The sequence below is a fragment of the Pseudomonas cannabina genome (genome assembly GCF_900100365.1).
In the GTDB taxonomy this organism is placed as follows: domain Bacteria; phylum Pseudomonadota; class Gammaproteobacteria; order Pseudomonadales; family Pseudomonadaceae; genus Aquipseudomonas; species Aquipseudomonas cannabina.
This window is the reverse complement of sequence record NZ_FNKU01000005.1, coordinates 26,973-48,472: the sequence shown is the minus strand read 5'-3', so window position 1 is coordinate 48,472 and position 21,500 is coordinate 26,973. Positions and strand designations below refer to the sequence as shown.

The 21,500-nt window shown below is 57.1% G+C and carries 23 protein-coding genes and 1 pseudogene; 3 read left to right on the top strand and 21 right to left on the bottom strand.

Annotated elements, in window-relative coordinates; genetic code table 11:
* Positions 1-42: 42 nt before the first annotated feature.
* Entirely contained in the window at positions 43-2,112 is a 2,070-nt protein-coding gene (locus BLT55_RS34295) for an LPD7 domain-containing protein (protein WP_341845504.1), read from the bottom strand.
* Positions 2,113-2,399: 287 nt separating this feature from the next.
* Positions 2,400-2,819, bottom strand: coding sequence for a hypothetical protein (locus BLT55_RS34290; RefSeq protein ID WP_054097448.1), 420 nt, complete (start codon positions 2,817-2,819; stop codon positions 2,400-2,402).
* A gap of 322 nt (positions 2,820-3,141) precedes the next feature.
* On the opposite strand from BLT55_RS34290, the gene BLT55_RS35075 reads away from it, so the two are divergent.
* Both BLT55_RS35075 and BLT55_RS35070 read left to right on the top strand, forming a co-directional pair.
* Complete coding sequence (locus BLT55_RS35075; RefSeq protein WP_375233740.1) at positions 3,142-3,414, top strand: hypothetical protein; 273 nt, start codon at positions 3,142-3,144, stop codon at positions 3,412-3,414.
* Positions 3,415-3,438: 24 nt separating this feature from the next.
* The gene (locus tag BLT55_RS35070; protein WP_425262115.1) at positions 3,439-3,714 is read left to right on the top strand and encodes a hypothetical protein; all 276 of its coding nucleotides are present in this window, start codon (positions 3,439-3,441) and stop codon (positions 3,712-3,714) included.
* Positions 3,715-3,805: 91 nt separating this feature from the next.
* On the opposite strand, the gene BLT55_RS29760 is transcribed toward BLT55_RS35070, so the two are convergent.
* Entirely contained in the window at positions 3,806-4,531 is a 726-nt protein-coding gene (locus BLT55_RS29760; RefSeq protein ID WP_057433107.1) for a plasmid mobilization protein, read from the bottom strand.
* 341 nt (positions 4,532-4,872) lie between these two features.
* Here BLT55_RS29760 and BLT55_RS29755 point away from each other — a divergent pair, with 341 nt between their 5' ends.
* Positions 4,873-5,292: a hypothetical protein gene (locus BLT55_RS29755; RefSeq protein ID WP_046835441.1), complete on the top strand. Its 420-nt coding sequence runs from the start codon at positions 4,873-4,875 to the stop codon at positions 5,290-5,292.
* Between the two features lie 18 nt (positions 5,293-5,310).
* On the opposite strand, the gene BLT55_RS29750 is transcribed toward BLT55_RS29755, so the two are convergent.
* The 18 genes and pseudogenes from BLT55_RS29750 to BLT55_RS29665 form a co-directional block, all read right to left on the bottom strand.
* Complete coding sequence (locus BLT55_RS29750; protein WP_054999777.1) at positions 5,311-5,883, bottom strand: hypothetical protein; 573 nt, start codon at positions 5,881-5,883, stop codon at positions 5,311-5,313.
* Positions 5,880-6,599, bottom strand: a complete 720-nt coding sequence (stbB, locus tag BLT55_RS29745; protein WP_046835439.1) for a StbB family protein — start codon at positions 6,597-6,599, stop codon at positions 5,880-5,882. The genes BLT55_RS29750 and stbB overlap by 4 nt, the downstream gene beginning before the upstream one ends.
* A 309-nt stretch (positions 6,600-6,908) precedes the next feature.
* Positions 6,909-7,502: a single-stranded DNA-binding protein gene (locus tag BLT55_RS29740; protein WP_054999776.1), complete on the bottom strand. Its 594-nt coding sequence runs from the start codon at positions 7,500-7,502 to the stop codon at positions 6,909-6,911.
* Between the two features lie 27 nt (positions 7,503-7,529).
* On the bottom strand, positions 7,530-7,814 hold the full coding sequence (locus tag BLT55_RS29735; protein WP_054999775.1) for a hypothetical protein: 285 nt from the start codon (positions 7,812-7,814) through the stop codon (positions 7,530-7,532).
* A gap of 26 nt (positions 7,815-7,840) precedes the next feature.
* A complete protein-coding gene (locus BLT55_RS29730; protein WP_054999774.1) occupies positions 7,841-10,006 on the bottom strand; it encodes a type IA DNA topoisomerase in 2,166 nt (721 codons plus the stop codon).
* A gap of 27 nt (positions 10,007-10,033) precedes the next feature.
* Complete coding sequence (locus BLT55_RS29725) at positions 10,034-10,396, bottom strand: TrbM/KikA/MpfK family conjugal transfer protein (protein WP_054999773.1); 363 nt, start codon at positions 10,394-10,396, stop codon at positions 10,034-10,036.
* Positions 10,397-10,436: 40 nt separating this feature from the next.
* Entirely contained in the window at positions 10,437-12,089 is a 1,653-nt protein-coding gene (locus BLT55_RS29720; protein WP_074801922.1) for a type IV secretory system conjugative DNA transfer family protein, read from the bottom strand.
* Positions 12,089-12,322 carry a hypothetical protein gene (locus BLT55_RS29715; protein ID WP_054998688.1) on the bottom strand — a complete coding sequence of 78 codons (234 nt, stop codon included), beginning with the start codon at positions 12,320-12,322 and terminating at the stop codon, positions 12,089-12,091. The genes BLT55_RS29720 and BLT55_RS29715 overlap by 1 nt, the downstream gene beginning before the upstream one ends.
* Before the next feature lie 17 nt (positions 12,323-12,339).
* Positions 12,340-12,537, bottom strand: a pseudogene (locus BLT55_RS29710) (type IV secretory system conjugative DNA transfer family protein); the annotation flags it as partial.
* A complete protein-coding gene (locus BLT55_RS29705) occupies positions 12,537-12,770 on the bottom strand; it encodes a hypothetical protein (RefSeq protein ID WP_054998686.1) in 234 nt (77 codons plus the stop codon). The pseudogene BLT55_RS29710 and the gene BLT55_RS29705, both read right to left, overlap by 1 nt.
* 115 nt (positions 12,771-12,885) lie before the next feature.
* Entirely contained in the window at positions 12,886-15,303 is a 2,418-nt protein-coding gene (locus tag BLT55_RS29700) for an ATP-binding protein (protein ID WP_074801919.1), read from the bottom strand.
* Between the two features lie 339 nt (positions 15,304-15,642).
* Positions 15,643-16,266, bottom strand: coding sequence for a glycoside hydrolase family 25 protein (locus BLT55_RS29695; RefSeq protein WP_004667068.1), 624 nt, complete (start codon positions 16,264-16,266; stop codon positions 15,643-15,645).
* Between the two features lie 275 nt (positions 16,267-16,541).
* Positions 16,542-16,898 carry a hypothetical protein gene (locus BLT55_RS29690; RefSeq protein ID WP_031598170.1) on the bottom strand — a complete coding sequence of 119 codons (357 nt, stop codon included), beginning with the start codon at positions 16,896-16,898 and terminating at the stop codon, positions 16,542-16,544.
* Complete coding sequence (locus BLT55_RS29685; RefSeq protein WP_019740295.1) at positions 16,883-17,269, bottom strand: hypothetical protein; 387 nt, start codon at positions 17,267-17,269, stop codon at positions 16,883-16,885. Before BLT55_RS29685 ends, BLT55_RS29690 begins: the two co-directional genes overlap by 16 nt.
* A gap of 9 nt (positions 17,270-17,278) precedes the next feature.
* Positions 17,279-18,337, bottom strand: a complete 1,059-nt coding sequence (gene virB11, locus BLT55_RS29680; protein ID WP_054092990.1) for a P-type DNA transfer ATPase VirB11 — start codon at positions 18,335-18,337, stop codon at positions 17,279-17,281.
* A gap of 9 nt (positions 18,338-18,346) precedes the next feature.
* Positions 18,347-19,708, bottom strand: coding sequence for a TrbI/VirB10 family protein (locus BLT55_RS29675; protein WP_054999753.1), 1,362 nt, complete (start codon positions 19,706-19,708; stop codon positions 18,347-18,349).
* The gene (locus tag BLT55_RS29670) at positions 19,695-20,504 is read right to left on the bottom strand and encodes a TrbG/VirB9 family P-type conjugative transfer protein (RefSeq protein WP_054999754.1); all 810 of its coding nucleotides are present in this window, start codon (positions 20,502-20,504) and stop codon (positions 19,695-19,697) included. The genes BLT55_RS29675 and BLT55_RS29670 overlap by 14 nt, the downstream gene beginning before the upstream one ends.
* On the bottom strand, positions 20,494-21,282 hold the full coding sequence (locus BLT55_RS29665; RefSeq protein WP_074801916.1) for a VirB8 family type IV secretion system protein: 789 nt from the start codon (positions 21,280-21,282) through the stop codon (positions 20,494-20,496). The genes BLT55_RS29670 and BLT55_RS29665 overlap by 11 nt, the downstream gene beginning before the upstream one ends.
* Between the last annotated feature and the right edge of the window lie 218 nt (positions 21,283-21,500).

The window sequence follows — 21,500 nt, the reverse complement described above, 5'->3', positions numbered from 1 at the left end:
TGGGAACCACCTCCAGACCAGGAGGTGGTTTATCCAAACGGCTCAGTCCATGCTCATGCCGTCTTCTTCATCCGGGGATGACAGCTCCGGTGTGCCTGCTGCGGCGGCCTGCCCCTTGAGCGTGGTCTCAGCCACTTCCCGCTCAGGCGCGGTCGGCTGCGCAGACCATTCGCGGCGGTTGACCGTTTTGTCCGTCACAGTGCCATCCTCTTCGATGACCTGCACCACGACAGGCCGTGTGCCCAAGTCTTCTAAACGCACCTGGTCGCCTTGCTTCAGATTTGAATCGTTCATGGCGTCTTCCAGCCCTACGCCCCACACCGTGCGAGGTTTACCCCCATCGGGCTTGAGCGTCACAAAGTAGCTCAACTGATTGGTGTCCTTGTGCTGATACGGCGCTTCCCCGTGCTCGATCAGCGCGCCCTCGATGACCTTGCTGCTGGAAGGGGTGGCCTGCCCGGATGCTGCTTGAGGTGCCGAGTACAAACGCGCTTCCACCTGCTGGACTATTTTTACGGCCATCTCCGTGATTTGGTCCAGGTCCTGGACCGCCTGAGGCCAGTTCTCCACTTGCCTGTAAGCGGTTTCAAGGCCGCTTTTGAACGCTTCACGATAGCTGTCGTTTTCCATGTAGGCCGTCAGCATGGCAGCGGCTTCTGGGGTCTTGTCATCCGTCGCAATAATCCAGATGGCGTGGTCCTCACCTCGCAAGCCCATGACCGTATCTGACGCTCTGACATCCGCTTCGGACATCGGGAAATCCCGACGCCATTGCGCTTCACGCCTGACCAGCTCGCTGGGGCTCTGCTGGTCAGGGTCGTTGGCCTGCGCAGGCTTCGCGGCTTCTGGACTCGCCGACGCAGTGCTGGTGGCCACTGTCGGGCTAACGGGCTCGGGCGCAGCGTCTGAAGGCGTTGGCACGTTGGCCTGCGCTTCAGACGTTGACGTTGCTGCGGAATCCGCAGCCGGTTGCGCACGCTGCGCCTGCCACTGTGCAAACGCCTGGTCGCCCTTGGGCTCGCCACGTTCTGGAATGCCCAGGGTGATCGCCACCAGCTCGACGAACGCTATGCGCTCCGGCTCGGGCACAGTGTCGAGCTGGGTGGCCAGCGCCTGGCTAACCTGCTCAGCGGTTTTGCCCTCTCCATAAAGCGCTTCGAGCGGCACCGTAACGCCCAGGCGATCCGCCTGGTCCCTGACGTCCCTTGTGGCGTCGTCCACGTGCCGGGGCAGGTCAGTGGCAGGGCCTATGCTCTGGCCACCGCGCTCGATGTCCAGCTCTGCACGGCGATCCGCCAGGCTTTGGTTCATGGCCTTGTCGGTGAAATGCACGTCCAGGCCATTCTTGGCCACGGCCTCGATCACCAGCTTTTTGAAGTCGGCGGTGCCGGTGATGGTGAGTGTGCTGCCAAACCTTTCCCGGGCCAGCTGAAGGGCCACGGACACACCGGACTCGGTAATCCCCGTGCGACGCATGGAGATTGTTTTGCCCGTGTCCACAAACAGGGTCTTGTCGGTCTGTTTGTCCAGGTAATGCACGTTCTGACTGAACTTGGCCTTGCGCGTGTACAGATCCTTGGCGCTGAGGTCACGCGCGCGCTGACTGGCGGCGGCGGGATCAACCTGTTTGGCAAAGCGATCCATGACCCGCTTCACACGGTCACGCACGCCTTCAGGGCCAGGCCCTCTGGCACCGCTGATGCTGAAGCCTGGGTCTTCCTTTTCGTCTTCTAAAAGATTGCGTATGGCTGCACTGCCCATGAGATTTACCTCGATGTTGGGTTTAGGGTTATGGAACTGTTCACGTGCTTTGAGCCGTTCGAAGGTCAGCACGGAAACCAGCTGCGCCTTGTCCTGGCGGGTTAAGCGTTGATCGGAGAACACGGCGCGCCTGAGCGCGTAATACTGCTGATCGATCCGGCGTATGGCCCGGCGATGAGCCGGGGCAATCTGGTTGTGCTGCGCTTCCCGCGTGAAATACGCGGCCACCGTCGAGGCCTGCCTGTTAACGGTCAGGGCCTTGATCGAGGCGCGCTTGAACACCAGCGCCTTGTCTGCGGGCCGCTTGAGCGGATCGAACAGCATCCGGGCGCGCTGCTCGATGTCAGCCACCGTGGCGACCCGGTGGGGGTTCTTGGCGTAGGGCGGGACGACAGAGCCAGGCCGCCATTGGCGGGGAGGGCGAGGCTTGCCTGGAGCCCTGGGCCTACGCCCGGCAGTGGATCGTCCAGGCGTTGCTGTCGCAGTCGCTGCCTTGGGCATCGACGTGACGGAAGGTGCTCTGTAGAACACCAGCGCGTTGTCAGAAGGCTTCTTGAGCGGATCAAAAAGGCGTCGGCCTCGCTCCTCGATGTCAGCGATGGTGGCGACACGGTGAGGGTTCTTGGCATACGGCGGGATTATTCGTCCAGCTCGTACTCGGGCGTTTCGGGGCTTTCCAGCTCCGGCCCGGCGTCGGCCTGTAGCGCCTGCTGGCGTTGCTGTTCCCGTTGCTTCCTGAGAAACGGCGGCAGGCCCGCTTCCTCCTCTTCCTCGCTCAGCTGTGGACCCGTTCCGTCTTCCTCGTCCTCCTCCTGGTACAGGTGGTCGCAATCCAGAATCTCCTCCTGGTTGCGACTGTCCCAGGTGAACGTGTGCATCACTGGGCAGTAACAGCGCACCGTCACGGCTTCGGGCCGATCCGGCTTGCCGGTGATCTGCCACATCGCTGACGGACAGGTCTTGCAGGCCATCGGCAGGTGCGGCAGTGCGTCGCCCCGCAGTTTCAGCAGGACTTCGCTGGTGATCTCTCTGTCGTTGCCCGGTGTGTACTGAGTCATGGGATTCTCCATAAGTTTGATAGAACCTGGCTTCGCGTTCGGCCAGTAGCCGAACACGATCTTCAGGGGAGGCTTCGGAATAGGCTTTGCGAAACTTGGGGGTGGCCTTGTTGACGTACTTGATTTCCCTCGCGCGCTGCGGCCAGGCGAGCAAGCGCTCCTGAATCACACTGGCTTCAAGCGGTGGTTTCTTCAGTTCACGCCTGACAATGAAGTCATCCTGAAAGATGGTGTCTTTCAGATTCGTGCCCTTTGCGTCACCCGGCAACTTGACCGAAATGTATTCAGTGTCCTTACCTTCATTACGGATGCGTGTTTCACCGTGTTCAGCCACCAGGGCATAAAAATCGGCGCGCGAAGTCACGCCACGTTCAATAACCTGCTTGACCAGCTCCTGTTTGAACTGACGGTTCTTGCCGTAAAAGTCATCGCCTTTATAGCGAGACAGGACACTGGCCGCGTCGGCGATGTCCGCACGGACATTCTCACGCGGCGAAGACAGGCCATACTTCTGGTTTATGTGTTCCTGAAAAGCTTCAAAGTACTTTTCATGATTCTTGTACACATCAACCGGATTGGCCTCATTGCCGCTTAGCAGGTTGATGCGCGGGATAATGATGTGGATGTGTGGCTTGCGGTCAATGACCTCACCGGTTTTCCTGTCAGTCACCGTTTTCATTTTGGGCAAATGCGCTTCGGCATACAGATTGAACTCTTCTGGCTTATACGCATGCATGAAAAAGTTTTTGAAGTCGGTCGTGATAGATTTAAGCAACTCAGGCGAAACGGTGTCTTCTTTGAAACTGAGTGTAAAAGTAAGATAACGGTCCTGACCGTAATCTGGGATACTTTCGTAGATGGCCCTGGTCAGACTGAGCTGCCCCTCAATGATTAAGCGATGGTCCAGTTCATCACGGGTGAACTCCCGACCTGACTTATTGCCTTTCTCTAAGTACTCCTGCGCCCCGGTGTTATAGCCACTGACTCTAATCAGCATATTCTATACCTGCTAATAAAATCGTTTCGATGACCACAAGCGATTCATACCATTTGTCTCTCACACTGTCGGCAATAAGGCCCCTATCACTGGCTGATTTAGCGATATAAGCCAACTGAGAAATGTTGTTACCGGCTTTGTTGACGATGAATACTATTCTTTTCCTAAACCCGGTAAACTCTCTGAACACCGGTTTTTGATTTAAAATCAGCTCTCTAAAAAAGGCTGATGCAGAACAGCCCGCCCGTTTGATCATGTCATTAAACTGGGCCATTTCGTCTTGGGTGAGTCGAAACCGGATGATATGAACTTTTTTGCCAGATACGTTAGGTGAGCCACGGTTGCCGTTATGGACTGGCCTCGCCGGTTTTGGCGGGTCAGTCTCGGGCAATACCGTGAGCAATAGTTGTTGAATAGCGTTCAGCTTATTAAGCCAGTGGAGATACTGCTTTTGATAAAGCGTGCCGTTGTAAGGTGCCGAGTTTGCGGAGTAGGCAACTCGGTTTAGAGCATGTCCGGACTTTTCGAATACCTGCTGCATCCGCTTCTTGTCGATTGCGGACTGCTCGAAGGTAGGCGAACGGCTCATCACCAGGTCATGAAAGAAGCGGGCTGGCTTGAGGCCGGATTGCGCGATGGGCTCGGCAAACCGGGCGAACTGTTCATCCGTGAAACGGCATGACACGGGGCATGATTTGGTCACTTTTTTGGCCACAAAATCACCTCCTGAGGGCACCTGGATGACGACAACCAACAACGACAAAGACAACGCTTTCCCGCTCTGCGGGGTTCCAAAGGGGTATCCCCTTTGGCACGTCGATTGGCTACGAAAAAGGCGAAGCTCTTTTTTGTAGACAATCGGTAACGTGCCTGTTTAGCGAATTCGAGATAGGGGGTCAGCAGGGTGAATCTGCGGGTTACATCAGATTTACATCTGAAATGCTCTGGATTACATCAGGATTGCTTTGAATTGCGTTTTTTTACATCAGTGGTACGCTTCTTTACGACAGATTTACATCACTTTTACATCACTTTTCAGATGACAAGGGGCAAATCATGGTTCAAGAAACCCACGACAGGCTTGAAGCCCTGACAGAACTGGCCCAGGACAACGGAGTCAGGTCGTACACTGCGCAAATCCGCGACCTGTATGACGTAATCGAAAACGCCCTGGATTCAGGAGTAAGCAGAACGATGATTCACCAGAAACTCGTGGATACCGGACTGACGATCAGCCTTCGTCACTTCGATCAGGCGTTGTACAGAATCCGTAAAAGCCAGAAACGAGCTGGACAGGTTAAACACCCCCTGCCTGAGAAAAGCGACAGCGTAGCCGTCAGTAAAAACGCCTTACTGAATGGCGAGAAAATCACGCCACAAGCCAACTTCAGGCAAAGCATGAAGCAGATCAGGGAGGAGGTGGAAAACACGGATTGGGCCAAAGTTATAAATGATGCGAATAGGGCCAGGAAGTAAAGACCCTAATAGCTTTCTTCACTGTACAAAACGTTTTTTCAAGGCGGGTGGTAGCGTATCAATGAGAGCCCGCTGATTCTTGTATTCGTTATAAAACCACTTATTGGTTTCGTTAACATCTTGAGAGGTTATCGCAATCCAACCCATTGCACACATCATCACAATGGTCACGAACACAAACCCCGCGAGAACTATGTAGTTGAAACGTGTCGCCTGGGTATCTCGAATGTTTCCGGATAGATGCGTGATTCGCTTTTCTAGATCATCGATCTTTATCGCTGCGCGATGCAAAGCAGGTTCGAATACTCGCTCTAGGCTCTGGTGAATAGCTGTGGACATTTCCAGCGCCACGTCCACACCCGCTTTCGCGGCAGTGGCCTGAATAACTTCCTTTGTACTGTCTTGCAAAAGCAATGCAGTTTCTTCAGCATCTTCTACCGCGTCTGCCACGATATCCAGCGAATCCCTCATGGATATTTCAAGCAGCTTCGGAATTCTTTTGACGTCATCGTGCAAGCGGCCTACATCGCTCAGAAGCTCAATAATCAGAGCGTCACGCGCCGTAGAAGGAAGATTTTCATGCTCGCTCATTTAATCACCTCAATATCAAAAAGTTCTGCGAAAACACTATCAAGCTTGCGGTTAACGCCTTTGCACAGCAGTTTCAAGCCATACATATCAGACCAGCGATTACGATCTTGCACACTGGCGTTTTTGTCTTTGAGAAGCGTTTTATAATCCGTTTCATCTTCCATCAAGCTTTTCATTGAAAGACGATTGATCGACAAGGCGTCAAACAATTCAGACTCAAATATTGCACACTGGTAATTAATCCTGAATGCGCTGGCACGTTCGTGGTATGCAGTAATAATAGGAAACTCTGCTTGCACGTCACGTTTGACGCGATTGAATACCACGCGAATTTTATCGGAGGGAACACCCATCGAAGCCAGACTGCCAATCATGCTGACTGTTTCCTTTTGCTCCTTGGTGCCGGAGGTTACTGGCACAATGTAATAATCGATTTCTTCATGGGCTTCCTCAAACCCTTCGAGATTGGACATGAAGTCCTCAACATTGGAAGCACCTACGTCGATGATGGCGTTGTCTTCAAGCATGAGTCGTTTGAACAGCTCACGAAACTTGTTACCGCGCAGCTTTTCCACGTCCAGGCCTAGATTTTCTGCGGTCTCGTTGATCGACTCGATAGCGTAGATCGGGGCACCGTCCATGCGTGGCGATAGCAGGTTGGCGGCAATGGTGGTTTTGCCGACAGTGCCGGTGTAATTGATGATGACGACTTTCATAATGAATGATCCTGAGTGATTTAAGGTTGATCGAAGTCGCGGTGCCAATAACTGGGCACCGTCTTGAAATGTGGTTGGCTGGGCCGTTTGAACACCAAGGGCGCTGCCCTTGTCATCCCGCAACGGCCGCGTTGACCTCGGGAGCGCGGGGTGGTGAAGCTACCCCACACTCCCAAGGTGAGCCTTTTCTGAACGGGGTTGCGTCAAGTGTTCGCTGCGCCCGTGCTTCCGTTCGCCGCGACGATAAGGCGCGTCACGACGAGCCGGGAGCGCGGCACCTGACGTGGGCAAGATCGATGTGTGGGTGGGTCAGACCAGCATCCAGCTGAACCGGTAGGGGTCCATGAACGGGATATCGTCATCAAAACTGTCGAAATCCGCAGCGGGCTGCGGTGCTTGCTGTTGCGGCGCAGGGCGCGAGTCGGGTTGCTGCGGCTGGTTGTGGTTTTGCTGAGGTGCGGATTGCTGCGGCGCTGACTGTTGTGGCCGCGACTGCTGCGGACGAGGGGCAGACTGGTTGTAGTTGCCGCCACCCTGGCCCTGTTGAGCGTCGCCCTGTGGACGGCCACCAATCAGTTGCATGGTGCCCTGCATGTCCACGACGATTTCCGTGGTGTAGCGCTTGACCCCGTCCTTTTCCCATTCGCGGGTTTGCAGCTTGCCCTCGATGTAGACCTGCGAACCCTTGCGCAGATATTCGCCGGCAATTTCGGCCACCTTGCCAAACAGCGACACGCGGTGCCATTCGGTCTTTTCGACCTTCTGCCCGCTCTGCTTGTCAGTCCACTGCTCGCTGGTGGCCAGGCTCAGGTTGGTTACCGCCGTTCCGTTGGGCAGGTAACGACAGTCAGGGTCTTGTCCGCAGGTGCCTACCAGGATTGCTTTATTGATTCCACGCGCGATGATTGCGCTCCTTCTTCAATGAGTTCGTTAAGGGGTGTCTTCGTTCGGGTCAAACACGAATATCGTGCCCAGAAGCGCTCGGCCACGGGCTGTGGACTGCTCGGCAGGGGCCAAAATCAATGCTGTTGAGCCGTCTGCCGACAACTCGAACTCCGCAAAACAGTTGTCGCAATCCACCGGACGCCAGGGCATGTCCCACTCTCTGACGTTGACGATATCGACGGTCGCAGGGGTTTCGCAGTTGGGGCAGTGCGCCGTCATCGTGTCACCGGCTGGCCACTGCGCCGCCTTGGGCTGTTGTTCCTCTGGCATAGCTAAAGCCTCCTTTGTAGAGGGGGTCATGCGCGCTTTGGTTTGCGGCTGAACACGAACTCCAGCTTCGCTTCGTTGTTGAGCTTCAGGGCTGCTTCAAAGGACTTGCCGGTTTTCTTGCTGTGAAACCCCTTCAGTACGCCGGTCTTGCCATTCGTCAGCAGCGCCTCGATCTGGCCGGGGGACAGCATCTTCCCGCTGACTTCCGGGTAAAACTTGAAGTCGCAGGCGCGACACCCAATCACTCGTGGGGTGACGGCCAGGTCACTGCCGCACATGGGGCACTGAGCGTTCAGGCTGTCCAGTACCGGCTTACCGTCACCCTGTACATTGCCCAGATCGACGTTGTGCACCTGGTGGGCAATGAAGTCCTCAAGTTCGTCTAGGAACGCCTCCACGGTCAGTTCACCGGCCTCAATCATCTGTTGCTGTTCATGCCAGAGCGCGGTCATGTCCGGCGTGGTCGCAATCGCTGGCAACGCGGCGATGAACTCCAGCCCCAACTGGGTGGGGATCAGTTTTTTCTTTTCTACCGCATAGAAACCACGCTCCTGCAACTTGGCCAGCACCGCGCCACGGGTCGCCGGGGTGCCGATGCCGCCGTTCTCGCCTTTCTTGCCCTGGTCGCGGTCGATCAGCAGCTGCTTGATGCGCGGGTCTTTCACATACTTGGCGACCCGCCGTAGGTCCTTTAGCAGCTCGGCTTCGGTGTAGAGCGGCAGGGGCTTGGTTTTTTCCTTGGCCACCGTGATGCCGTCGCATACCCCGGCGTCACCGACCTTCAGATCCGCCAGCGCATCGAAGGGGCTCGCGACCTCGGCGGCGTCCGACCCGTCTTCGTCTTGCTCGTTTTCTTCAGTGACCTGCGCCGTCCAGCCTGGCTGCGTCACTTTGGTGGAGCGCGCTACGAAGGTGTGGCCGTTCACGCCAAAACTCACTTCGGCACTGAGGTAGCGTTTTTCGGGCAAGAACAGCGCGACGTAGCGTTTGACGATGGCCAGGTACACAACGCGTTCATCGGCGCTCAGCTGGGTGATGTCGATCTTCACCGCCGTTGGGATGATCGCGGTGTGGGCAGACACCTTGCTGTCGTCGAAAGCCCGGCTTTTGCGTTCCGAATTCACCTCGGTGAACATCCCGGCGAGGTCCGGCAGAGCTTCGCTCAGCAGGCTTAAGGTCTGCGGAGCCTCGGCAAATTGTTCGTCGGACAGGTAACTGCAATCAGAACGGTTGTAGGTGGTGGCCTTGTACTTTTCGCGCAGCGCCTGGGTCAGGGCCAGGGTTTTCTCGGCATCGATGCTGTGGGTCTTGCTCATGTACACCTGCAGGTCGAGCAACGCGAACGGCAGGGGTGCTGGGGTTTGCTTTTCCTCCACTCGGGCATCGGTCACGTCTGCGGGCTTCATTCGGCACGCGTCAGCCACCTGAATAGCGTATGCCACGTCGATGATCCGGTTCTTGTCATCGAGCGGGGCATCAGCGGCAACGACGAGGCGGGCCTGCGCACGACTGCTACCAAAGGCCAGGCTTGCCGCAACCGTGTAGTAAAACGCGCTGGCATGACTCTTGTTGGCCAGGTAGCGGTTCACGATCAGTCCCAAGATCGGGGTTTGTACGCGGCCTACTGACAACACGCTTTTAACGCCCTTGGCCCTACCGGCCAGGGTGCAGGCGCGGGTCATGTTGAACCCGTAGATCTGGTCGCCGATACTTCGAGCCAGGGCCTTTTGGTACAGGCCGTAAAACTCGCTGTTGTCGCGCAGGCCGTCCAGTGCCTTACGAGCGGCATTGGCGTTCATGTCGTTGATCAGGATGCGTTTGACCGGCGCGGTGTTGCCGAAATGCACCAGGACCTCGTCGACCAGCAACTGGCCTTCGTCGTCCGGGTCACCGGCGTGGACGATTTCCGAGGCGCGACCGATCAGCTGCTGGACCACTTTGAGCTGGTCGCGAGTACGGGCAATGGGTTGGTACTTGGCCGGGCGCAACCTCAGGGGCAAATCGGCCTGAACCCAGTTTTTATAGGCAGGGTTGTGAACTTCGGGTGGGGCCAGTTCGAGTAGGTGGCCGATGCACCAGGTGACGATATTGTTGCTGCCACATTCGAAATAGCCGTCCTTGCGTATGACGGTGCCCAAAGCCTCGGCAATAACCTTGCCCAGGTCAGGCTTTTCCGCAATAAATACTCGCATGGTGTTCTCCTTCTTGTGACGTGGGGCTTAGCCCTGGACCTTGCCGAACTTGTCGTTGATTTTTTGGGTGTATCCGCGATCAGCACCGGGGCAGCTGTTGAGGTAGTCCTGGCGCGCCGTGGCGGTCTGGCTCCATCTGATGTTCCCGTGCTTCTTGACCAGAATGCTGAAGTAGTCCTGTTCGGCGCTGCGGCATTCGCTGCCACCGCTGTTGCCGGTGAACCTGCCGTAGAGGCACAGCACGGACTTGCACGGGTCACCGGCGAAGGCTGAGCCACTGCCCAACAGGCACACCGCAAACAGTGCGCAGACCCGCGTTTTGCCGCGACCAGGCACGGCGTTGCCAGCGACATGACCCTGGCGGTCAGCCGTTTTGCTGAAGGTATTCATGTTTTGCTCCTGCTGACGCCGGATGGCGCCGGTGGGGGGACTACATCGGTTCGGAGGTGTCGTCAGCCTGCACAGGCTCTGGATCAGGCTCGACCTCAACTGGCTGTGCCTTGTCCGCTTCGGCCTGAGCCACTTCGGACGCTTTGTCTTTGGGATTCCAGCGCTGCCGTTGTTCGGCCTGCATGGGCTTGGTGTCGGCCACAGCCACCTTGGCTTCGACGGTGCGCACCGGCACGGTGAGCGCATCGATTTTGGTGGCGTCTCCGACCGGCAAAGGCGGAGGCGTCATATTCTTTCGCGCTTTAAACACTTCCTCTTCGAAGTAAATGATCTTGCGCGCCAGGATTTTCATGGGCTCTGTCTGCCGGTTGCCTTGGACAAAAATCAATTGCTTGTCAAAAGGTAACTCGTTCACCTCTTGGGGGAGCATCAAGGGCCGGGGCTGCTCGCTATAACTATCGGTTTGACCCCGAGCACCAATCTCGTGCTTCTGCCTGTTCAATGACTGGTTATGGACACGCACAGTCGTGTTGCCCAAGCGCCTGCTGTATTCCTCGGCCAGCTTGATGTCACCGGGGGCGAACACAATTTCGTTGTGGATTGCCTTCATGATGCCGTTGGCCGCTTCCTCGCCATAAATAGCGCGGATCTGATCCTTGCCCTGGAAGATGAGGAAAAACCTCAGTCCAGCACCTCGGGTCAGTGCAGGCGCGGTTTCCATGATTTCCATGCGGCCCATGATGGCGAATTCGTCCATCATCAGGGCCAGTTGGTATTTGTACCGAAGCGTCCCGTCCGCACAGTGCCCCCCTTGCTCGGGAATGACCTTGGAATTGAGCCGTATGGCCTGAGTGAAGAACAGGTTCATCAGCGGGCCGTACTTCTTCAGGTTTCCTTCCGTCACGCTAAAGTAAACGGTGGTCTTCTCCTCACGCATTTTGGCAAAGTCGATGTCATCCCCTGACACGGCCCAGGCCACCGTCTTTTCGGCATACACCGACAACACGTCACGCACGATATCCACGGTGGTGGACCAACCGCTGCTCTTGTTTTTCGAGGCCTCGAACACACCGTTCAATTCGCGCAGGGTTTCAACGGTCAATGCATTAGGGCCGGTGCTGCGCAGCTCGATGATCTGCTGAGCCCATGCCCCCATCCCGGTACCCAATGAGCCAATTTCGTAGGCCTGGGGCAACGTACAAGGCATGGCCGGGGTTTCCATCAGGTACAGCAGGATGGATGAGAAGACGTTACCGGCCTTGTTGTACCACTCCTGGTTTTTCGGGTTGTCGGAGACAAACAGCACGCGGGCCAGGGTACGAATATCGCCTAGCCGGTACAGCGGGTCGCGGCTAATGGCACTGACCGGGTTCCAGCGGTGCGTTTCCAGGCGCTCCGGCGAAAAGCGGTAGACCTTGTGGCCAGCTGAGGCGCGAAAGCCCGAAGTAACATCCCAGTTTTCGAATTTCGGATCGTTGACCACCATTGAATCGGGGTAGCTCAACAGGTTGGGGATCACCGCACTGACGCCTTTCATCGAGCCTGGGGGCGCAGCCAACATCACAAACTGTTGGCCGTAACTGGCCAAAAATACGTCTTTGGTGGGGTGCTTACCCATGAGGAATGCAGGATGCTCCTCGATCCGCTCTTGTGGATTGTCCGGGCTGATGGGTTGTGGTTTGGCTTTGGCCATCAGCGGCTCCTCGCTTGACGCTGAAGCGCCTGTTCGTTGTTGCTTTGCTGCTGAAGATCAGCCTGGCGTTTTTGCAGCTCGATGGACTGCTGCTGGTTGGCCTGTATCTGCTTGAGCGAGGCGCTGATGACTTCGAGCTGGTTCGCCTGTCGATCAAGCTGTGACTGAGTCGCGCAGCCGGTCAGGGACAGCATGAATACAGCGGACAGGGTCAGTGCGGTACGAACGTTCATAGTTTGGAATCCTTGATGGGATCGTGGACGACAACCGAATCGGGATAACGGAGCAAACTGGGAATCACAACCCCTACGGGCTTGCCGGAACCTGGCGGAGCAGCCAGCAGAAACGAATCCTCCGTGGGGTGCTTGCCGAGCAAGAACGCGGGATGCTCTTCAATACGTTCTTGGGGATTGTCCGGGCTGATGGGTTGCGATTTAGCTCTGGCCATCAGCGGCTCCCGGCTTGACGCTGAAGCGCCTGTTCGTTGTTGCTTTGCTGCTGAAGATCAGCCTGGAGTTTTTGCAGATCGATGGACTGCTGCTGGTTGGCCTGAATCTGCTTGAGCGAGGCGTTGATGACTTCGAGCAGATGGGTCTGTTCATCAACCTGTGACTGGGTGGCACAGCCGGTCAGGGACAGCATGAATACAGCGGACAAGGTCAGTGCGGTACGTACATTCATGATCATATTTCCTTTGAGTAGGCACAGCCAAACGCCAGGCGGCTGGTAGATGACTGTGTGGCGTTGCATGGGGATGGTCTGAAAATGCGGGTGTATCAGGGGGCGATGTGGCTATTTATTTGCGCAGTCCCCGCAATAATCCGAGTAGCAATTGATCGGCATGTCGCCACTTCAAGTAGTCCTCGACACGCCAGAAACCGGCAGCGGCAGCATTGCGTTCAAGCACCCACCAGGTTTCGCCAGGCTCGACCATGCCGTGGTATTCCTTAGCTAACTTACAGCGTGGATCATCTGCCTGGTCCGCAGCCAGCTGCTCCAGATTGGCCTGGTCTTCGCTGCGCATCTCCTGCGCGTCGCCGCCGGTTGTCAGCAAATACTCCAGAGCTGCGGCTGGAATATCTTCAGGCTCTGCGAACTGGCATTCCCATTCACTGCGTATCTCCTGTTCATCGCTTCCAGTGGCCAGCAAATGACCGAGGTAGTCCAGGGCACCGGCTGGAATGTCCGCTAACGGCATGTCCAGAATCCGGGCGACTTCGGGCTTCGCTTTCTCTGTGGCCTCATCAAGCGCCTGACTGATCCGCTCATATTCAGCCTCATCGGCTTCCCGTTTAGCGCGCAACCGCTCGCTGTTCGCCACCTGATCGGCCTTGGCCTGCTCGATGACCCTGTTCCAGTCGGGCGGCGGTGGGCAGACGCCCTTATCAATTAACCCGGCATTGATCCTGCTGAGCAAGGCCATGTCCTGCTCCGGCACCGGCGTGCTAACGATCGGATCCGCCGAATCGTCATCGATGGCGTCCGACAAGCCGCGCTTCATACGGCCAGTGCCCACACGCCTCACCAGGTGAAGCTCTCCCCAAGCGCTGCCGGTCGCTTTCTTGCCTTCCATTTCCATGCTCGTGGTGTATTTCATCAACCACTTGTGCATGAACCGCTGACGCTCGGGTGCCATGCGCAGGGAAATGTCATGGAAACGCTGATAGAACGCTTCGTCATGCCCGCACGCCAGGCTGTCGCCCTGGTGCGCCACCTCGTGCTCGACCAGCCCGAAGATATAGGCCGCCGTTTTCATGGGCTCAGATTTAAGGCGTTGGACGATAGTGCGGTTGATGGCCAGGTATGTTTTACCATCCGTCCACGCTTCACTGGTGTTCGATTCACCAAGCAACACCGCCAGGAGGTCTTTGCTATGCCGAACGGTGCCATCTCTCCAGCGTTCAGCCCCAACACAGGCACCGGCGTAGTGTTGCAGGCACCAGCGCAACGCGATCCAGGCCCGGCGCGTTTCTTTGTCCAGCGCTTTTTTCTCATCGACAATCGATGTTCGCTCGACATAAGCCTTCTTGACCGTCGCAAACGCGGCGCACTGGGGCACCGTCAGGTCTCGGTACCAGTGACTGACGGCAGGTCTGGCATTGGCAATCACCCGTTCCAGCACATCTTCAAAATCTTCAACGCTATGGCAACCGAAGCGGTCGAGCGTTTGCGGATGCAGTACCTGGATGATGCGCTGCCCGGCAATGCCTTCGCCCTTGGGTATGTCACTGCCCTTTAAAACAACGGTGTAGGTGCCTTTGTGTTCACGAAACGCCTTGCCAATAAAATCCATCAGGGTGATATGCCGTTTACCTGGCAGCACCGTAATGACTTCTTCATGGCAGAATATTTTGGCCACATCAGCTGCACCGCCGAGCAACGACAGTGCTGATCGCGCTCGACGTGCTTCTGTCTTGCGTCGTCCACCCAACTCTCCCGAGACCTTATCGGCCAACGGGCCGAACACCTTGGCGATGGCTTTCCAGACCGGGCAGGTCTTGCGCAGTATCTCGCTACGGGAGACGTTGAGGGCAATCGCCCGCTTGGTCACGATCAGGCCTCCAGCTCCCCAGAGGTGCGAGGAATCGTGACGGACCAGCACGCCTTGGTTGTAGATCGAAACCGCGCCTTCTTCCTTGGCCCGGTAATAGGCGTATTCATCCTCGAAGTCCCATTTTTCCGTTGCAGGATCGCGCGTAATGACACGGCCATTGAGTTCAACGCTGATGCGGGTGTAGCGCACCAGGTCACGAATCTCCTGAACGGCAGACATCAACTCCAAATCGTTGAGCGGTTCGTACCAGATGCCCTCGATGGAGCAACCCGGTGCGCCGTGTTCAAGATCGTCCAGCTCGTAGTTGTAGCCCATCGAGCGGGTATCAACGGTCATCTGCCAATCGTTGGAAGCCCAACGTGTTTTGGCGTGCGCCATGATCTGACCCCGGCCCAAGCGAAACCGGCCATAGGTGGCATCGCCTTCCTGGTGCGGTGTCCCAAAGCGTCCGAAGTAGCGCAGTACGTCTTCACGGCTGGCAAAGCCGCGACCGTCATCAGCGCAGTGAAAACCCTCTTTGGTCATGGTCAGGCGCAATGCGGTGGCATCGGCGTCTACAGAGTTCATCACCAGCTCGATGATGGCCTTGCCGATGGATCCGGCCTGACTATGGATGATGTGTTGAATGATTTCAGGGTCCAGCTCAAAAGGTAGCAGCACGGTACACCTCATATAGGTAAGGTAAGGTCAGGCACAGCTCGACGCCAGGCGGCTTCAGCCGTCTGCGTAGCGGTGCATTGGGATGGTTTGAAAGTGCGGGGGTATCAGGAGGTGATACGCGCGTAATGACTACTTGTAACGGGTCGCAATCAGCGCGCTTTTTGGCTCAGATTATCTACGACTGAAGGATCCCTCTGGCTCGTATTAAGGAGCCGCTGATTTATTCTGAAACCCAGCTATTGCACCCGGATAAATCAAGGCATCCAGAGCGTTGCCGGGACGAAAAATCGAATGAATCAGCGACTCCTTAGCGCTTAGTTCAATTGCAAAATCATTGGATCAAATACGGACCCAATCAAGATCTACATCAGCCTCAATGCCATCGATGCGACCTTTGTTACTGTGCTGCCAAATCGACCAGCTTTTACCTGCTACTTTCCATGTAGATGGAACTTCAGGTTCGCTAACATCCCAATTAGCGATCCACAGAGGGTATTCACTAAAAGCATATTTACCTCCTGAAATATTATTCATCCAGAAATTGTTATTGCAATATATAAATGGTTTTTTCCCCTGTAGAATTTTTTCGCTTTCCAATAAAGTCAGCAGCTTATTAAGGTTATCAGCCATTTCGTCCGGGGTAGCTTTTTCGTTGCCCGCTAGTTCCAAATCGATGGCAAAAATCTCAGTACACGCATCGAAGCCGACAGCAGTAAGTGTACTAACGATGTTATCTCGCTGTGCTTCCGGCGTGCTACTGAGCGCTCGAAAGTAATGATATGCCCCCGTTTTTATTCCGACAGCTCTAGCGTCAGTACGATACGTGGTATATTTTGCATCCTGTACGGTAGCGCCTTCTGTTGCTTTGATAAAGGCATACTCAATGCCAGCCTCAGAAACTTTTTTAAAATCGACATTACCTTGAAAATGCGACAGGTCAATACCTTTGCTATTTGTACTCACGAATCTCTCCTGTTTTTCGTATCGGGAAACTTTATAACTAGTATCAGCAGTTCTTTAAAGACACTGCCAACGTTATAAGTGGCCCCTTTCTACTCTTGGTTCCACTCATCTACTGCGCATCGGGATTTTCGGCACGACAAAGGTTGCCCAAGCATCCTTCTGATATTTCCATTGAGAATCTCCTGCAAGGTGCTTCCGGGCATAGCCGACTGCGTGGCGGTACATGGAAAGGTTTGAAAATGCGGACGTATCAGGGGGCGATGCGAGTGCAAGGCCTACTTGCTGGTGTTCTTGTACTCGCCCTGGTACTCGAACTGGCGCAGCTCGCGGTCGTTGGCAAAGCGGGCATCACCGTGCAGCGAGGTCTTGGGCTTCAGGCGCACGAAAACGGCCATCAACGTAACGCCGACCGGCAGGAAGGTGAGGGCTGCCGTCACACACCATGACCAGGGCACGTACAGCATCCGCCGGTCGTTCCAGGGCAGCTTGCGGGCCTCCCACAGCGTGTCCCAGGACAAGCCCGCGAAGTGCCCTTGGGTCAGCTGCAGAAACATCGCACCCCCTGCGTACAGGCCTGCCACGAAGAACACCAGCATCAATGCGATGACCAGTAATGTCAGTCTCCACCACATAAACTTCTCCTGTCACCCTGCCGGGCGAGCGTGTGCTCGGCCTCCTGAACATGAGCACGTGCCGCCTCGAATGCTGCAAACGTCCTCGGATAAGGCTGCATCGCTTCGATCATCGTGAACACTTGCCCCAATGCATCACGGTTGTGCCGCTCGCGTTCTACAAGGGCTTTCTCCAGGCCGCGTGCAGGGTTGCGCGTAATGCTGTTGTGCAGCGTGACGTAATCCATCTGGATGGCTTCGGCCACTGCGTAGAACTGTGAGTAATTGAGCAGCAGAACGTATGGCTGCGTGGGTGGCTTGGGCCTTTCTGCTACGCGCTTACCGCTACCGCGTGTTGCAAACTTCCGAGTAAAAATCCGTTTCAACCACATGACCCACTCCTATTTAGCTCGTTGACGCTGACCATTGAGCAAGGCCAGCTTGTATTCGGGTTCGTAATGCACTTCCAGGATGTCCTGCTTTTCCATGTACACCACCACGTCGAACGAGGTCCGTACCAGACGCTCGATGTAAGCGTAGTCCAAGCCCTTGCCGACTTCCGACTGCTTCACCAGACCGCACACACGGGCATAGCCCGCTTCACTGTCGTTGGCGTGCGCGGTAGTCACCGTGCCCTTGGTGCCGGTGTTCAGAATCTCGATGAAGTGCCACACCTCGTTACCGGTCAGCTCGGCCAGAAACAGGTGGTCAGGCTTCATCCGCAGCGCGCTGGCCACCAGGGCTTTGGGGCCCACCACATGCCCGTAGTGCAGATGCACATGGTTGGGATGAAACGGCAGGGTGTCTTCCAGCATTTCCTGGATCGTGACCATGCGCCGGTGAGCCGGAAACAGGTCGATCAGCGTCTTGCCGTAGGTGGTTTTTCCCGAGCCAGGCCCGCCGAACACGATGATGTTCTGGAGATGGGCAACGGCAGTTTCCATGAACGGGTCCCAGTCCCCGGCAGCGTGAGCGTCCTTCATGTCGCACTGCCAGGGCTTGAGGGTCAGCACCGGTGAAGCGATGGCCTGGGCCCGGTCATAGCGGCCGCTGTTGACGTAATCCTTGTGGGTGAAGCGCAGCAAGGAGGGTTTGCGAAACGTCATCGACAGGGTGCCTTCCTCGCACGCCGGTGCCATGACGATCTGCCCCCGCTCCCCGCCAGGCAATTTAACGGTGTGAATCGGTGAATGCGGGGCCAGCACGCGGTAGTTCAGCGCACAGAGCGCATTGGCCAGCCGCCAGCACAGGCTGTAGGTGAGCCAGGGCGCGTCCTCGCGCACCCAGCCGTCTGGACCGTCTACCCAGATTTCAAAGGGCCGGTTAATGGCCACGTCCTGGGTGCCGGGGCGATTCAGGCGCTCGGTGACGCCTGCCTGGGCGAGAAAGTCCAGGACCAGCGTGTCTTCGGTCAGCCCTTGTTCCTCTGGGTCTTGCGAGTGATCTGGTTCTTGCGTCATGAATACTCCTTAGCGGTTCTCGAAAACCGATGAAAAGTCGATGTCGCGGGCCACGATGACGGTGATGACCGTGCCCGGCAGCAGATGCCCGGTGTCCGGGATGTTGATGGTGCTGTCCAACGCCTTGTTGGCCATGCTCTCCACGTTCTGCTCGCTGTTGTTCACCGTGTAGCCCCCGGACCCCGAGCTTTTCTGCGTCGTGTTGGACGCGGCCTGAAGCGCGTCCTGGATGAACGACAACATCACTGCACCGCCAAAGCGCTGCATGTAGTGGCGATTGATCCAGGCTTCGGTCCCGCTGGCTCCCATGGGGCCTGCACCCAAGCTGTCAATCTTGGCCCGTACACCCGATTGGGTTTCGATTTCGGTCCAGGTGGTAAACACGCTGGTTTCGCCTGGCCCAACCTCAACCGTCTGTTCACCGGTGAGCTTGTCACCCGCCGCCGCAATCACCGTGGAGCCATCGGCGGAATACAACGGATCGGTCAGACGACAATCCACCAGCCCTGGGTGGGTGCTGATGATTTCGGTGTACAGCGCGCAGCGCGTGTAGGTGTTGTGGCTGACCAGGTACTTGCGGTTCGGTGCCAGGTACGCCTTGGCCGGGGCAAAGGTGGTGCCGCCCAGATCACTCAGACTGCTGCGTTTTCTGGAGGGCGATTCACCCCCCAAACCGCTGCCCGATCCACCCTGAACGTCAGCCAGTAATGAAGGCGGCAGTGAGGGCTGATCGTTGGTCGGCTGTTGCGGCTGAGTATCCGCAGCGCCGGTGCCCATCGCATCTTCCGAGGTGACGAACATTGCAGCCCCCAGTTTGCGTTGCCGGGGGGTCTCCACGACCGGTGCGTTCTGGCCGGGCGGTGGCGGCACACTGGCGGCATGTCCCTGATAGGTCGATCCGCGATTGGCGTCCCTTTTATCCTTTTCCTCCTTCGCCAGTCGGTCCCTTTCAGCGCGGGCTCTCCTGTCCTCTTCGGCTTTGTCAGCGGCCAGCTTGGCTTCCCGAGCCTTCTTCATGCTGTCGTCGCTGCCCAGATTCACGTCCAGGGTCGCGTCCTTCTTGACGTGGGTTTCATCGACCTCGGAGCCGGTGGTTTTCATCTGGGAAATGGTGAAGTACCAGAGCCCTACGCCAGCCAGCAGCCCCACCAACCCCAGCGCGGCCAGGCTCAGGTAAAGGGTTTTCCTGTTTTGGGTATCGCCTGTGCGTTTGGTCCGCACGTCAAAGGCCCCACGGGCCTGGGTGCTGGCGGGCTCCGAGGCCGGGGCGTGTTCCGGCGCTGCTGCTGTAGACGCTGCGGGTTCGGGTGGCCCTATGCTGTCCGGCCCTGGGGTGCTCTCCGGAGTTTGGTCGTTGTCATTGTTCTGCATGCTTGAGCTCCCGAATCTCGCCGGTGGTGGTCCCGTTGAAGTTGTAACCCGTGTTCACCTGGGCGGTAGGCCGGGCCTCTACAACCAGGCCGTTCAAGCGGAAGCGGAACAACTGGCCAACGCCATGCACTACAACTACGTTCTTTTCGTTGTGCATGTCGGCCACCGTTTCGGTGCCGTCTGGTAGAACCTGGTACAGCGTCGGACGCGGGCCATTGCCGGTGAAGCGGAAGCAGGTCAGCATGCCGTTGTCCCAGCCCTCATAGGGCGCTATGGACCGACTCTCTGCACTGGAGCGCTTTTGATAGGGACCGTTTTGCACCGGGCCGTCGCAGGGGTTGCCGGGGTCACGGCGTACAGCGCTGGACTTTTTGGGCGGCTCGGGGTAGGTGAAGCGCAGCGCATAGGTCATGTCCGCAGCCCGAGTCACCAGTTTCAGTTCCAGCAGGTAGGTGTGCCGGTTGGTATTGATCACCAGGTTCGTATTGGGCTCCTGATCGGTGATGGGTTTAATGGCCACCAGGTTACCGGCCTTGTTCGGGCCGATGGACCAGGCCTTGGGATCGCCGGACACCATCAGGCCTGACGCCTCATTGATCGTCTCGTTGGCCGGAAGCTGTACCAGCGAGGTACGACCCACCGAGGTCTGGATGCGGTACACGTTGTCCGGGCTGTAAACAGCGGTCTGCACGCGCCGGTCGAGTGATGAGCCGGTGCCCATGCTCTCGGCCAAGACCGGCAGGCCGGACGCAAGGAGGAACAGTGCCGTGAGGCTTGAAGCCGTTCTATTTCCCATTGGACACCCCCACTTCCTGGGTCATCGTGTAGGCCCTGACCCCGAAGCCACGGGGGTTAAGCCATTGGTCACCGGCTTTTTTGGCAGGGTTCTTGTAGTCGTAGGTCACCGTCGCCACCCAGGTCACCGGAGCCAACTGGGGATCGGGCGTGCCGTTGCGGTCCAGCACGGTTTTGGTGATCCGCACCTGGGCGGTGCCTTCCCGGTCTTTGCGTTCCAGGAAGTTGATATTGTTGATATCCGTGCGGATTTGCCGGTTGGTCCCCAGCACTTCCAGATAGCCTTTGGAGGACAATTGGAAGTTGCGGTACTCGGTAAACGTCTCGCCGTAGGACATCAGCTCCACCATGCCGAACTCTGCGTCGTGGCTTGAGAAGTTGTAGCTCTCGCGAAACCGTACATAAGTCGAGAGCCAGAACTCGTCATCGATCTGCTCCGGTGGCTTGCCCTTGTCGTCGGCCCACACCACGTCCGTGTAGCCGGAGTTGTTGTCTACCCGTACCAGGCCAAGTTGCACAGTCTTGAGCGGGGTCAGGCCCATCACGGCGGCGATGGACATAAAGGTCAGCACACCGAAGAAGCCCGCCAGGCGACGGGCGTTTTTGGTCTTGGCCTTCTCGTCGGCGGCGATGTTCTTCTCGAAATACCGCGCTGCATGGATGAAGGCCTGTTCAGCCAGGCTGATTTCTTGTGCGGTGGCCGCGTCGATGCTGGTACGGGCGGCCAGTTGCCGCTCCTGCTCGATCACGTCCTGTTTGGATTTTCGAAGCTTTCTCATAAGTCACCTAAACCTGGACAAACACGCGCTGCGCGGATCAGTTCGCGGAGCATTTGGAATCGTTGGGCGGGGCCTCGGCGGGCTTTGCCGGGGAGGCGCTTGCGGCAGTTGCCGGGCGCTTTTGACTGGTGGTCTTGAGCGGCTGGGCCTGGGGCGTGGGGCTTGCAGCTGGCTGTACCCGGCCAGGCACGGGGCGCGGAGCCGTTATCACGGCGGCT